This is a genomic window from Paenibacillus sp. J31R109, from assembly GCF_059692055.1.
In genome coordinates this window covers 169517-183685 of the sequence record NZ_JCAUAR010000009.1, presented here as the reverse complement: position 1 = coordinate 183685, position 14169 = coordinate 169517, and the positions used below count along the sequence as shown (strand labels likewise).

General features: G+C 50.8%; 14 protein-coding genes. 12 read left to right on the top strand and 2 right to left on the bottom strand.

All coding sequences use genetic code 11. The features are described from left to right. The first annotated feature begins 107 nt into the window (after positions 1-107). Together AC58QT_RS22190 and AC58QT_RS22185 are read left to right on the top strand one after the other, a co-directional pair. Positions 108-833 (top strand): MBL fold metallo-hydrolase, encoded by a 726-nt coding sequence (locus AC58QT_RS22190; protein ID WP_497410948.1) that lies wholly within the window; start codon positions 108-110, stop codon positions 831-833. A gap of 21 nt (positions 834-854) precedes the next feature. Continuing rightward, positions 855-1424, top strand: a complete 570-nt coding sequence (locus AC58QT_RS22185) for a TetR/AcrR family transcriptional regulator (protein WP_497410947.1) — start codon at positions 855-857, stop codon at positions 1422-1424. Positions 1425-1599: 175 nt separating this feature from the next. Here the strand turns inward: AC58QT_RS22185 and AC58QT_RS22180 are convergent, their stop codons facing one another. Next, on the bottom strand, positions 1600-2286 hold the full coding sequence (locus AC58QT_RS22180) for a DNA-3-methyladenine glycosylase family protein (protein ID WP_497410946.1): 687 nt from the start codon (positions 2284-2286) through the stop codon (positions 1600-1602). Positions 2287-2440: 154 nt separating this feature from the next. On the opposite strand from AC58QT_RS22180, the gene AC58QT_RS22175 reads away from it, so the two are divergent. The 6 genes from AC58QT_RS22175 to AC58QT_RS22150 all read left to right on the top strand — a co-directional run bounded on the left by AC58QT_RS22175 (position 2441) and on the right by AC58QT_RS22150 (position 9452). Next, positions 2441-4444: a GTP-binding protein gene (locus tag AC58QT_RS22175; protein WP_497410945.1), complete on the top strand. Its 2004-nt coding sequence runs from the start codon at positions 2441-2443 to the stop codon at positions 4442-4444. 205 nt (positions 4445-4649) lie between these two features. Further along, the gene (locus tag AC58QT_RS22170; protein WP_497410944.1) at positions 4650-5231 is read left to right on the top strand and encodes a glycerol-3-phosphate responsive antiterminator; all 582 of its coding nucleotides are present in this window, start codon (positions 4650-4652) and stop codon (positions 5229-5231) included. Then, a complete protein-coding gene (gene glpK / locus AC58QT_RS22165) occupies positions 5228-6736 on the top strand; it encodes a glycerol kinase GlpK (protein WP_497410943.1) in 1509 nt (502 codons plus the stop codon). Before AC58QT_RS22170 ends, glpK begins: the two co-directional genes overlap by 4 nt. 138 nt (positions 6737-6874) lie before the next feature. After that, a complete protein-coding gene (locus tag AC58QT_RS22160) occupies positions 6875-8644 on the top strand; it encodes a glycerol-3-phosphate dehydrogenase/oxidase (protein WP_497410942.1) in 1770 nt (589 codons plus the stop codon). Positions 8645-8767: 123 nt separating this feature from the next. After that, positions 8768-9058, top strand: coding sequence for a type II toxin-antitoxin system Phd/YefM family antitoxin (locus AC58QT_RS22155; protein ID WP_497410941.1), 291 nt, complete (start codon positions 8768-8770; stop codon positions 9056-9058). After that, complete coding sequence (locus tag AC58QT_RS22150) at positions 9051-9452, top strand: type II toxin-antitoxin system RelE family toxin (RefSeq protein ID WP_497410940.1); 402 nt, start codon at positions 9051-9053, stop codon at positions 9450-9452. The genes AC58QT_RS22155 and AC58QT_RS22150 overlap by 8 nt, the downstream gene beginning before the upstream one ends. Before the next feature lie 230 nt (positions 9453-9682). Here AC58QT_RS22150 and dgoD read toward each other — a convergent pair whose 3' ends face one another. Further along, on the bottom strand, positions 9683-10831 hold the full coding sequence (gene dgoD / locus AC58QT_RS22145) for a galactonate dehydratase (RefSeq protein WP_310500059.1): 1149 nt from the start codon (positions 10829-10831) through the stop codon (positions 9683-9685). Between the two features lie 232 nt (positions 10832-11063). Between dgoD and AC58QT_RS22140 the strand changes: the two genes are divergently transcribed. From AC58QT_RS22140 to AC58QT_RS22125, 4 genes are all read left to right on the top strand, one after another. Continuing rightward, the gene (locus AC58QT_RS22140; protein ID WP_497410939.1) at positions 11064-11978 is read left to right on the top strand and encodes an ornithine carbamoyltransferase; all 915 of its coding nucleotides are present in this window, start codon (positions 11064-11066) and stop codon (positions 11976-11978) included. A gap of 23 nt (positions 11979-12001) precedes the next feature. Beyond that, complete coding sequence (locus tag AC58QT_RS22135) at positions 12002-12628, top strand: LysE family translocator (protein WP_497410938.1); 627 nt, start codon at positions 12002-12004, stop codon at positions 12626-12628. 102 nt (positions 12629-12730) lie between these two features. Continuing rightward, positions 12731-13384, top strand: coding sequence for a glycosyltransferase (locus AC58QT_RS22130; protein WP_497410937.1), 654 nt, complete (start codon positions 12731-12733; stop codon positions 13382-13384). A gap of 145 nt (positions 13385-13529) precedes the next feature. After that, the gene (locus AC58QT_RS22125; protein WP_310500063.1) at positions 13530-14117 is read left to right on the top strand and encodes a TVP38/TMEM64 family protein; all 588 of its coding nucleotides are present in this window, start codon (positions 13530-13532) and stop codon (positions 14115-14117) included. The last annotated feature ends 52 nt before the right edge of the window (positions 14118-14169 follow it).

The following is a 14169-nucleotide window of genomic DNA, read 5'->3' as shown; positions in this document are numbered from 1 at the left end:
GATACCCGAAAAATGTACAGATTTCAAATAGATGAAAAATGTTTCTTTACAAAACTAATGACATTAGTTATTATACTAATATAAGTAGTTAAGAGGAGGCGTTGAATATGAAAATAACGCAAAACGGACATTTGTACCAATTGGCTTTTATGCCGAGGTTTTTCCCAGTAAATTGTTACTTGGTTGAGGAAGAAGCCGAATTAACTTTGATTGATGCAGCTTTACCATTCAGTGTGAAAGGTATTCTGCAGGCGGCAGAGCAAATCGGGAAGCCGATTACACGTATCGTTCTGACACATGCGCATGGGGATCATATTGGTGCATTAGACGGTTTGAAGAAGGAATTGCCTCATGCACAAGTTTACATCTCCAGAAGGGATGCGAAGCTGCTGGCAGGCAACGTGGAGTTGGAAGCAGATGAGCCTCAAACGCCGATAAAAGGCGGCATTCCAAAAGGGATTCAGACGAAACCTGATGTGCTATTGGCCGATGGGGATCGGATAGGTTCGTTGCAAGCATACGCTGCACCTGGACATACGCCGGGGTCGATGGCATTCCTTGATGTGCGGAGTCGGGCGTTGATCGCGGGAGATGCTTTCCAAGTACGAGGCGGTGTAGCGGTATCCGGTGTGGTGAAATGGAAATTTCCCTTCCCAGCCCTGGCGACGTGGAGTAAAGAAGCTTCCTTGGCGAGTACGCGCCGATTAAGACAGCTAGAACCTAGCGTACTGGCAGTAGGACATGGACGCATGATTGAACAACCAGCAGCAGTGATGGATGCAGCACTAGAAGAAGCATCAGCGAAATTCCAAGGCGCATCAGCGACTATTTAGCATAGAGGGGCACAGGATAAGATGGCGATTCGACAAGGATTAGATGCAGAAATGGTTTTGCAAGCGGCAATCGAACTGGCAGATCAGCAAGGAATTGAGCAGCTTTCGCTGGCTGCACTGGCGACCAAACTGACTATCAAAACACCTTCCCTTTACAATCATATCAAGGGCTTGCCTGATCTACGCAAGCAGCTATCTAAGCGAGGGCTTCTCCTCGTGAAAGAAGTGATGATCGAAGCCGTAATTGGTAAAGCAGAGGATGAAGCCTTACTGGCTGCGGGTGTAGCGTATGTGGATTTCGCTCGGAAGCAGCCAGGTCTGTACGATGCGATCTCAGTGCTGCCTGATTATGAAGATCCCGAGCTGAAAGAGGTCGGAGCTGGGGTTGTGAGCTTCCTGTTGCGCATCCTTGCGCCGTACGGACTCAGTGAGGAAGATGCGCTGCATGTGGTGCGCGGTTTTCGGAGTATGGTGCACGGATTCGCCTCCCTCGAGCATCGGAATGGCTTCCGCATGGGGCTGGATCGGGATGAGAGCTTGCGTCGATTGTTGCAGACGTATTTACGAGGGCTGCGGGCTGACATTTGTTGAGGAGCGTCTCAGGCGGTTCAGCAAGTAAATTCGTACTCGTGAGTTTAGATGTCTAAGCGTGAGTGGGTCCTGATGGATGACTGCTTGCGTTTTTTTGCGTGTAAGGGCTTTGGTGGAAGAGGGGAGGCGAGCAATAGAAGCGTAACTCCCCACAATTAGCAGATGCCGGGCTTTTCTACGCTTGCATCGGTTTCTCACACGCCTCCACCGGCAGACCGGAATCAACAAGTCCCGTGTCAATCGCGCGCCATAAATAGAGGGATGCGAAGCTGCGGTAAGGCGCCCATCCTTCGGCGGCGAGGCCTAAGTAATTTTTATCCGGGCGCTCAGGGAGTGCATGCAGCCAGCGGGCTGCACGCTGAAGACCAGCATCGCCGAGGGATAAAATGTCGGGCCGGCCTAAAGTGAAGAGAAGGAACATTTCAGCGGTCCAGACGCCAATTCCTTTGACACTTGTTAGCTGTTTCAGAAGTTCTGCGTTATCTACATCTTGTAGCTGATCCAGCATGACTTCACCGCTTAGAACCTTGGTGCTTAGGTCGCGAATGTAGCGGATTTTGGGATAAGAGACCCCGCATTGGCGGATGGCTTCTTCATCTGTAGCTAGAACATCCTCTGGCGTAATGGCGGGAATGATCGCTTTAACTCTGGTTTTGATCGTTAAGGCAGCTTTGGCTGAGAGTTGCTGGGAAATAATCGACATGACGAGAGATTCATAGGGACGAAAGCTCGGTGTAAGTGTGAGTTCACCGATGAGTTCGATCAATCTAGCCAGTTTTGGGTCAGCTTGAGATAAAGCGAGGATGGCAGGGTGCTGGTTATGAAGTTGAATGGTTGTCGTAGGCACAGTGGGCTGAAGCATAATAATAATTCCTCCTCAGAAAAATCATTTCCTAACGGCGACACCATTTCTTTAAAACTTCAAGCGGGAAGAGCTGAATTGGTTGGCTTATCCAAATTCACTCTCTTTGAGTATAATAGAAGAAAGAATGAAAGCCAAAGGGGCCGGAGCGGGAATGACAGATGAGAAACGCATAGTGTCGAGAAGGAACGTGGGAATTTTTGCGCACGTTGATGCGGGAAAGACGACAACTACGGAGCATTTGCTATATCTAAGCGGGCGCATTCGCGCGCTAGGCAGTGTAGATAGCGGGACGGCACAGACGGATTCTATGGACGTGGAGCGTGAACGGGGGATTTCGGTTCGCAGCGCAACGACAAGTTTAGTGTGGCAAAATACGTGGATTAATCTGGTGGATACGCCAGGTCATGTCGATTTCTTGTCGGAAGTGGAACGCTCCTTACGTGTAATGGACGGAGCGATTCTGATTATCTCCGCCGTGGAGGGCGTGCAGTCGCAGACGGAAATGATCTGGCATGCGCTGCAATCGCTTAAAATCCCAACGCTGCTATATATGAATAAATTAGACCGCGTCGGGGCTGACCCCGAACGGGTCCTACAAGAGATTCATAAGCAGCTTACGGGGATGGCGGTGCCGATCTATGCACCGCTCGGCCTTGAAGACACGTTCCGCGGCGCGCGGAACGTATTAGAAGATGCGCCGCCCGCAGCCGGCGCTGGAACAACGGGATTCGACCTCGCAGCCGCGGTCGAAAAGCTCTCCGAGCTCGATGAGCCCCTGCTCACGAGCTACATCGAAGGTGCGCCTATCACGGCGCACGAGGTCAAGAGCACCCTGCAGCGATACGCGCGGCAGGGCGAAGCTTTTCCTTTGCTGGTCGGGGCATCCAGCAAAGCCATCGGCATAGAGGAGCTGCTTGCAGCGATCCTCGATTACTTGCCTGAGCCGCGCGGCGATGCCGAGCAGCCGCTGTCGGCAGTGGTCTTTAAGGTCGAGCGCGACAAGACGATGGGGCGTATGGCGTACGTCCGCCTCTACGAGGGGACGATCCGTAACCGGGACACCGTCGTCAATGCCACGCAAGGCGTGGAGGAGAAGGTGACCCAGATTCGCCGCATCGATGGGCGCAAAGCCGAGGATCTTGGCGTTGTCGCGGCCGGCGACATCGCCGCCGTCTGCGGCTTGACGCAAGTGCGGATCGGCGATGTGCTCGGCCGACCGGACAGCGTGCCGCCTGCGCCGCGCATGGCGGTGCCGCTGCTGACCGTGCAGGTGCACGCCGAGAGCGACGCGCAGTATCCGGCACTCGTCGCCGCGCTGCAAGAGCTCACGGACGAAGATCCACTGCTCGATCTGCAATGGCTGCAGGACGAGCGGGAGCTGCACGTCAAGGTCATGGGCGCGATCCAGCTCGAGATTCTGACGAGTCTCTTGAGCTCGCGCTTCGGTCTCCAAGTAAGGTTCGACCAACCTTCCGTCATCTACAAAGAAACGCCTTCGCAAGCAGGTGAAGGCTTCATTGCTTATACGATGCCCAAGCCATGCTGGGCAATCTTACGGTTTCATATCGAGCCAGGTGCGCCGGGCAGTGGGCTCGTGTACGGGTCTCAGGTTCGCGGTGAGCAGCTGCTCGTGCAGTACCAGAATGAGGTGGCGCGCCGCGTGCCGGAGGCGCTGCAGCAGGGGCTGTTCGGTTGGGAAGTCACCGATGTGAAGGTGACGCTTCTAGAGGGTGAGCATCACGTGTGGCACACCCATCCACTCGATTTTGCCGTCGCAACGCCCATGGGCATCATGCAAGGACTCGGCCAGACGGGCACGACGCTGCTGGAGCCAATGCTGCAAGTGCGGATCACCGTACCCGAAGAGTTCGGCGGTAAGGTGCTCAGCGATCTAGTGCAGATGCGGGCGACCTTCGATGCACCTAGCATAGCGGGGGGACGATTCGTCCTAGAAGGGCGGCTCCCAGTGGCAACGTCGCTCGAATATCCCGTGAAGCTAAGCGCCATGTCAGGCGGGCGTGGCGTAATTACGTCCTCTTTTGCCGGCTACCAGCCAAGCCCTCCCGATGTTCATGCCGAACGTAAGCGACGCGGCGTCAATCCGCTGGATCAGTCGAAGTATATTTTGGCCGTGCGCAAAGCGTTATCGATGTAAGCGCGTTGGATGGTGCCGAGAGCTGCCATTGACATGGCATCCCCTCTTTCAGTAAAATACAGATAAGTTAATAACACGTGACGGAGAACAGGAGACTCACTTGGATTGCCCTTTGAATAGAGAAGGCAAATCTTGGTGAGTTTTTTTGCCGTGTTCGTCCTGTTTAGATACGTTCAGATAGGTTCAGGAAATGGAGGTGAAGCGCATGTCATTACAGGATCAATGTATTTTGCCAGCCATTCGTAAAATGAAGGATTTAGAGAAGCTCATGAAGTCGTCATACACGCATATCGTGCTGCTGGACAGTCATATTGGGCAGCTCAAAAGCATTGTCGACCTGGGCCGAGCGCACGGAAAAAAGCTGCTGCTTCATGCGGATCTCATCGAGGGATTGAAAAACGACGAGTTTGCCGCTGAGTTTTTGTGCCAAAGCATTCGCCCTGCGGGAATCATTTCCACGCGTGGCAATGTGATTACGAAGACAAGGCAGAATGGCTTGATCGCGATTCAACGACTTTTTTTACTAGATAGCTCGGCACTGGATAAAAGCTACACGCTGCTTGAACGCTCACAGCCGGATTACATCGAGGTCATGCCTGGTGTCATTCCGCACATTATCAAAGAGGTGAAGGACCGTTCCGGTATTCCGATTTTTGCAGGCGGCTTGATTCGTTCTGTCGATGATGTGGAACAGGCGCTTGCGGCGGGTGCCACGGCTGTGACAACTTCAAACCATGAGCTATGGCAGCATTATGAACATACGAAAGGTGGCGCTTCCAAACGATGACAACAACGGGATCTAAGCCTTCTTATATGCTTTCCCTCGATCAGGGGACGACGAGTTCTAGAGCCATTTTGTTTGATAAAAAAGGTAGCATCATCCACACCGCGCAGCAGGAGTTTAAGCAGTATTTTCCGAAGCCAGGCTGGGTGGAGCATGATGCGAATGAAATTTGGCTGTCGATTCAAAGTGTGATCGCGACCTTGCTGTCAGAGTCCGGGGTGCAGCCCACGGAAATAGCGGGAATTGGCATCACGAACCAACGGGAGACGGCGGTTGTTTGGGATCGGCATACGGGCATGCCGGTGTATCATGCGATTGTCTGGCAGTCGCGGCAGACGGCGGATATTTGCGAGGAGTTGAAGGATGCTGGCCTTAGCGACCTGTTCCGAGAGAGGACGGGGCTGCTGATTGATGCGTATTTTTCGGCGACCAAAATCAAATGGATCTTAGATCATGTCGAAGGTACCAGAGCTAGGGCGGAGCGCGGTGACTTGCTTTTCGGTACAATGGATACGTGGATTATTTGGAAATTGACGGGTGGCAAGGCACATGTCACGGATTACTCGAATGCCTCGCGGACGCTCATTTATAACATTCACGAGCTGAAGTGGGACGAGGAACTGATGGGGCATTTGGACATTCCAGCAGCAATGCTGCCAGAGGTTCGTTCGTCATCTGAGGTATATGGGCATACGCAGGAGAGCCTCTTCTTTGGAGCGGCGATTCCCATTGCGGGTGCGGCAGGCGATCAGCAGGCGGCTTTGTTTGGTCAGGCGTGTTTTGAAAAAGGCATGGCCAAAAACACCTACGGCACCGGCTGCTTCATGCTGATGAACACAGGAAATCATGCGATTCCGTCGCGCAGCGGCCTTTTGACAACTATTGCATGGGGCTTGAACGGGAAGGTTGAGTATGCGCTGGAGGGCAGTATTTTCGTCGCAGGATCGGCGATTCAGTGGTTGCGGGATGGGCTCCGGATGATCAAATCGGCGAAGGATTCCGAGGATTATGCGAAAAGAGTCGTCTCCACAGAGGGCGTGTACGTGGTTCCAGCTTTTGTCGGGCTTGGGACGCCTTATTGGGACAGCGATGTGCGGGGAGCGGTTTTTGGGCTGACGCGGGGGACGTCGAAGGAACATTTTATCCGGGCAACCTTGGAATCCCTTGCTTATCAGACGAAAGACGTGCTGCAGGCAATGGAGGACGACTCAGGTATCGAGCTAACGAAGCTGCGGGTGGATGGCGGTGTCGTAAAAAACGATTTCCTCATGCAATTCCAGAGCGACATGCTGGGCGTCACGGTGGAGCGTCCAGTTATTAATGAAACGACAGCGCTTGGAGCGGCTTACTTAGCGGGTCTCGCGGTTGGTTTCTGGCAGGATCAGGCGGAAATTGCGGCGCAGTGGCAGGTAGATCGGGCCTTTGAGCAGGAAATGGCAGCGGATTTACAAGAAAAGTTGTATAGCGGATGGAAAAAGGCGGTAAATGCCGCGATCGCTTTTAAATAATGGCATACAGTGTTATACTATAACTAACAAGTTCATATTCGGTTGGAGACCAGGAGAAACCACAGCGGACCTTTACGTGCAAACGTGACAGGCTTGTTGTGGTTTTTTCTTTTTTTCATACATGGAGGAGAGATTGGGATGACGGATCAAATGAGAACAGGACAACATACACAATTTAGCGGGTTAAAAAGAAAAGAGACGCTCGAGGCGATGGCACAGCAGCAATTCGATGTAATTGTGATTGGCGGCGGGATAACGGGTGCAGGTATTGCGCTGGATGCGCAGAGTCGCGGGCTTCGCACGGCGTTGATTGAGATGCAGGACTTTGCTTCAGGGACGTCGAGTCGTTCTACGAAATTGGTGCATGGTGGACTGCGGTATTTGAAGCAGCTGGACGTGAAGGTTGTAGCGGAGGTCGGCAAAGAGCGGGCAATTGTTTATGAGAATGGGCCGCATGTGACGACGCCAGAGTGGATGCTGCTGCCTTTTTATAAAGGCGGGACGTTCGGCAAACTGTCTACCTCGCTTGGTTTGCGGGTCTACGACTTCTTAGCAGGGGTTAAGCGTTCGGAACGACGCAAGATGTTTAATCCAGCGGTCACCTTGGAGCACGAGCCTTTGTTGAAAAAGAAGGATCTTAGAGGCGGCGGCTATTATGTGGAATATCGTACGGATGATGCACGATTAACGATTGAGGTTATGAAAAAAGCGGTGCAACTTGGCGCGATGGCGGTAAATTACGCCAAGGTCGAGGAATTGATCGTGAAGGATGGCACGTTGGTTGGCGTGCGTGTAGTGGATCAACTGGCGGAAGCTGATGTAAAAGATGCGAAAGATGCGAAAGATGCGAAAGATGCGAAAGATGTAAAAGATGTAAAAGATCAAACTGCGTCTTATGTACTGTCTGCGAGTAAAATCGTGAATGCGGCGGGGCCGTGGGTGGATACCCTTCGGGAGATGGATCGTTCGAAGCAGGGCAAAACCTTGCATCTGACCAAAGGGGTTCATTTGGTTTTTGATCAGAGCCGGTTCCCGTTGGGGCAGGCGATCTATTTCGATACGCCGGACGGGCGCATGGTGTTTGCGATCCCGCGTGATGGCAAAACCTATGTCGGCACGACCGATACGAACTACAAAGGGGATATTGCGAATCCCCGTATTACTTTAGCCGATCGCGCCTACGTGCTGAGAGCCGCGAATGAGATGTTTCCGTCCCTTGAGTTGACGGAGGCTGACGTCGAATCGAGCTGGACCGGACTGCGCCCGCTGATCCATCAAGAGGGCAAAGACCCTTCCGAGATTTCGCGCCGCGACGAAATCTTCGTGTCGGCATCCGGCCTCATTTCGATGGCCGGGGGCAAGCTGACCGGCTACCGCAAAATGGCGGAGTCGGTCGTGAATCAAATCGCCGCCATGCTGGTGGCGGAGGGCAAGGTCTCGGCGGCGCTCCCGCCGAGCCGCACGAAGACGCTGCCGATCTCCGGCGGCGATGTGGGCGGCTCCGCGAAGCTGGCGCCATTCTTGCGCAGCAAGGTCAGCCAGGGCCTGCGGCTAGGGCTGACCGAGTCAGAGACGATGCTGCTCGCGCAGCGGTACGGGTCCAACGTGGACACCGTATTCGCGCTGCTGGAGCAGCACCGGGGTGAGGCGGCGCGGCGCGGCATGCCCGCTGCGGTGCTCGCTGCGCTCGTGTACGCGATCGAGCGCGAGATGGTCGTGAAGCCGGCGGATTTCTTTATCCGCCGCACGGGCGCCCTCTTCTTCGACATCGCGTGGGCAAGGCAGTGGAAGGCTGCGGCGACGGCCTTCCTGGCGGAGCGCTTCGGCTGGAGCGAAGCGCAGACAGCGGCTTACACCGCCGAGCTGGAGCAGCTGCTCCATGAGGCGGTTCATCCGCTGGAGGCTTAACTTAAATAAGAGTGCAAAGTCTTACGTAATAAATTACGTAAGACTTTGTGTTATAAATGGAGTATACTTGTTACTACATGGATCATACTATAGGGTAAAGAGGAGAGAAAAGAGATGGTTACGATGGCTAAACCAACGTTCACAGCGGATCAACTGGTCAGTTCCTCCGTTGCATCCAAAAAGTTTGGTGAATTACGTAAAAAGGCGAAACAACGGCCACAATTTATTACAGAAAATGGTGCAGTGGATACTGTACTAGTTGGATATGAGTATTATGAGCAACTTTTTGAACGACTGACCCAGCTTGAAGAACAAGAGGAAGAGCGTATTTTAAGTGAGCGTATGGACCGTTTGAGCCGAAATCCGGAATCAGCAAAGTCATGGAAAGATATTCGTAGGGAAACTCATGAATGAACGCTTCGATATTCGTTTTGATGTTGAGGCAGAGAAAGAATATCGCAAACTAGATAATTCTGTGCTTAGTATTGTTAATAAGGCTATTGATGAACTGCTCTATCGCGCGGATGAGGTAGGTAAATCCCTCAGTAATAAAGCGAATTCTAAATTGGTAGGTTGTAAAGAGATTAAGTTAAGGGATGCTGGTATCCGTATTGTTTTCCGTATTACGAATGAAACGGTTGAAGTTCTTCGTGTGGTGTACATCTTAACAATTGAGCGTCGTAGTGAGGATCTTGTTTTCAAGATCGCTGATCAACGGTTAAAAACGTTTAAAAAGATTCCTGAGGTTCAATTACATAAATTTATTCAGTCCAAACTGAAATGGGAAACAAAAAGAGAACGGAAATAAGACCGCACCTCCCCAGAAGGCGATCCTATTCATTCCACTTTAACACTTCGTCACAGCACCATTCACTCCCCGAGAAGAACATGTTCCATGTCATTCTCAGGTCATCAAATGACATAACTGGATTTCCTGCAGCTAATTTAGCCTAACCACGCAATAAAATAAGTCGTCCCACAATTCCTCTAGGAATTGTAGGACGACTTATTTGTGCTTCTAGAGGTGAGTTTCCTCTCCTACCACTCCGCCACAGTGCCATCCTCTTGGCGCCAGATTGGATTTTTCCAATTGTGCCCGATGGCTGCCATCTCGCGGACTTTCTCTTCATTAATTTCGATCCCGAGGCCGGGTGCGGTCAGATTCTTCACGAAGCCTGCTTCATACTGGAAGACAGACGGATCTTTCAAATAATCCAGCAGATCGCTGCCTTGATTATAGTGAATGCCGAGGCTTTGCTCTTGGATGAACGCATTTGGCGAGCAAATATCCAGTTGCAGACAGGACGCTAATGCGATAGGACCAAGCGGACAGTGCGGTGCAATGGCAATATCATAAGCTTCGGCCATTGCGGCAATTTTGCGAGTTTCCAAAATCCCGCCAGCATGTGAAAGATCCGGTTGAATGATATCGACGATACCTTGAGCGAGTAGTTCTTTAAAGCCCCAACGCGTGTACATACGCTCTCCTGTGGCGATGGGACATGAGGTATAACGAGCGATTTCCTTCAGTGCCTCATTGTTTTCAGGCAGAACGGGTTCTTCTATGAACATCGGGCGATAAGGCTCTAACTCTTTTACGATGATCTTAGCCATTGATTTATGTACACGACCATGGAAGTCGATGCCGATACCAATGTCTTTGCCAACAGCTTCACGGACAGCCGCAATGCGGGCGATAGCCTCATCTACTTTGCTAATCGAATCGATGTAATGCATTTCTTCGGTAGCGTTCATTTTGACCGCTGTGAAGCCAGCTTTAACCTGCGTCCTAGCCGCTTCGCCTACGTCACTTGGGCGGTCGCCGCCAATCCAGGAGTAGACACGCGTGCGGTCGCGGCAAGCTCCACCTAATAAATCATAAACAGGGGCGTTGTAGAATTTGCCCTTAATGTCCCAGAGGGCTTGTTCAATCCCAGAAATTGCGCTGGAAAGGATCGGGCCTCCCCGATAAAACCCTCCGCGGTACAGCACCTGAAACATATCTTCGATTCGCATCGGATCCTTCCCGATGATATGGTCGCTCATTTCCATCACGGCTGCTGCGACTGTATCGGCTTTCCCCTCTACGACAGGTTCTCCCCATCCAGTGATTCCTTCATCCGTCTCGATTTTCAAAAACAACCATCTTGGCGGCACTTTAAACAATTCTAATTTCGTAATTTTCACGGAAATACGTCCTCTCCTTGTTACCCTAGAATGTGCGACAGTTCATTGCAGGAACAGGCGCAATCTGAGCTGTCTGGTGTAGTTGGCAATCGCAATAAAAACTTACCCTGTAGAATTTCGTGAAACGATGCCCTAATTCCTGCTATATATAACTATTGACATATCACTCCCCTCCACATAAAATGTATTAAAATACGTAAAAATGTATAAATATACATAGGCGGTGACGAAGTTGCAACATCTTTTAACGCTGCAAGAACTCGATAAAGAGAGCTTGTACGCCATCATATTCAAAGGCATTGAGATTAAAAACAACCCTAAGGCGTACTACAACCACTGCGAGCGCAAGGGGTTGCTTATGCTTTTTCAAAAATCATCAACGCGAACGGCTCTTTCCTTTCAATCAGGAGTTCATCAGATGGGCGGTTATGCAGTAAATATGGATTGGGATTCTAGTAATTTTCGAATTTCTCCCATACAATACGAAGCCCGTTATGTGTCAAGGAACTGCGATGTCATCATGGCTAGGCTCAAGAAACATGAAGATTTACTGGAACTAGCCGCCTATTCGCAAGTGCCAGTGATTAATGGCTGTTGTGAGAAATACCACCCCTGCCAAGCGCTAGCTGACCTCATGACGATGTACGAAGTGAAAGGATCTTTTGAAGGTGTAACGTTGGCCTATGTTGGTATTCATAATAATGTGGCAAATTCCTTAGTTGCAGGTTGTATGACTTTAGGGATTAAACTGCTGCTGGTCACACCAATCGTCAATGAGGCTTCGTGGGATGTAGAACTGATGCAGCGGGCTTATCAAAGTGGGTATGTGGAGGAAATTGAAGTTCTGTCTGCAGCGATGAAAAAGGCTGATTTTATCTACACAGATACGTGGGTTGATATGGAGTTTTTCGGGGATGACGATTACCAAGAAGAGAAACATAGACGGATTGATATTATGATGCCTTTTCAAATTAATAAGCGGAGCCTTGGGAAGTATGCCCCCTATATCATGCATGATATGCCGATTCATCCAGGCTTTGAAATTGCCGAAGACGTGATTGAGTCGGAGCATTCGATCATTTATCAGCAAGCGGAGAACCGGATGCATGTGCAGAAAAGTCTGCTTTTACACTTGCTAAACGTTTAACGGAGAAGGAGGATTTCCGCGATATGACAGTTACAACGCTACTAACCTTCGCCCTAGTCTCACTAGGCATGGTGTGCACGCCTGGACCTAATATGATTTACTTAATTTCACGTTCGGTCACGCAGGGGCGGCTGGCGGGGATTATCTCTTTATTAGGTATTGTACTCGCCTTCTTAGTCTACATTGTGCTTACAATGTTAGGGCTCTCGGCATTGTTTTTGGCCGCTCCCTTTGTGTTTGATGCCGTGAAGCTTGCCGGAGCAGCCTACTTGCTGTGGCTGGCATGGCAGGCTGTTAAGCCAGGCGCTAGGTCGGTGCTGACAGCTCGGGTTCTACCTGTGGACCCACCGAAGAAGTTATTTCTGATGGGCTTCATGACGAATCTGCTCAACCCGAAAGCTGCGGTCCTGTATGTGTCGCTCCTACCTCAATTCGAGGATCCAGCTAGGGGGTCGTTACTGCTGCAGAGCGCTGCGCTGGGACTCACGCAAATCTCGGTGAGCTTTATCGTCAACCTCTTCATCGTGCTAACAGCAAGTCACATCGCGAGTTGGTTCGGTACGAGGCCGCAATGGTTGAAGTTCCAGCGGTGGTTGATGGGGAGCGTGTTAACGGGGCTGGCGGTGCGCCTCGCTTTCGAGCGAAGATAATAGGGGCTTTATGTTTATAGCAGCAGTGATTGGGTATAAAAACGGTGGCATCTCCTCAAAATAAGCCATGTTCCAGAATTGTTTACAGAGGAGAAGGTTTTTATGAAACGAAGGTTCCTATTAGTAACGCTGCTCGTAGCGATGGTTCTCTCTTTCACATTGACACCAAATGGCGCACAGGCAGCTGTGAAAGAGCCTGGTTCTGTGCTTTGCATGAACCCTTCCAAAGTGAAGCTCAAGGAAGATCTAAGGAGACTATGGATCGATCATGTGGGTTGGACAAGAAGCTATATCGTTAGTGCGCTTGCTGGGGTTGAGGATCAGAAGGACGTGTTGGCTAGGTTGCTAAAGAATCAGCAGGATATTGGTGATGCCATTAAGCCGTACTATGGAGACGCAGCGGGTAATAAGCTGGCTGACCTATTGCGGGAGCACATCCAATTAGCAGGCGGTGTCGTAGACGCAGCAAAATCTGGAAATCAAGCGGATCTAGCTAAATTCAACAAGGAATGGTACCGGAATGCGGATGATCTCGCAAAGTTTCTGAGTGGGGCTAACCCAAACTGGTCACAGAAGGAACAGCAGGACATGCTCTATGGTCATTTAAAACTAATTACTGAGCAAGTAACAGCAAGACTCAAAAAGGACTGGAACGCCGACATCCTGGCCTATGACAAAGGTGAAGATCATATGATCATGTATGCCGATATGTTGTCCGATGGGATTATCAAGCAGTTCCCCGATAAGTTCAAATAAGTTCGAAAACGTAAGCTGATACTGGGTGCATCCGGTGTCAGCTTGTTTTGTGCTTCATCGTGCGCGGATGGGGCCGTCGTGCTATAATCGTGCCATATGAACGAGAGGAGAGGGAAGGTCGAAGGTTGTCGGCTTTTCACGCTATATGGATATCAAAGAGCTCTTATCTTATTTAACCGAAGAGAATCTCATGCTGATTTTGGACAAGTACCGATCATTAGGTCCACTGCCGGGACTATTACTTCCCTTTATGAAATCCTTCATTCCGCCACTTCCAACGCTGGTCATTATTAGCGTGAATGCGACAGTGTATGGACTGTGGCTTGGCTTTCTCTACTCATGGATCGGAATTGTGTGCGGTTGCTTGGTGACATTTGCGATTGTGAAAAAGGTGGCAGGCCATCCCTATCTCGTGCGTTGGTCGCAGAAGCCCAAAGTTCAAAAAAGCCTCAATTGGGCGCGGCGTCAAGCGTTCAACTATGTTTTTATCCTTAGTTTATTTCCACTGGGCCCCTTCGTGGTCATTAATATGGCGGCAGGGCTGGTACGGATGCGGTTTCGATCATTCCTCGTGGCAGTTGCTGCGGGCAAAGCGGTGATGGTCATGTCCGTAAGCTTTATTGGCTATGATTTGAAGAGGTTCGTGAACAATCCGTATGAGCTTATTTATGTGGCCTTATTCATTGCGATTTCCTTGGTCATTAGCAAAAGGGTAGAAAAGCGGTTTATGTGAGGGTAGATGATGACCCCGCTGGCAGCAAAGGACAGTCCTCTATCTGGGGATG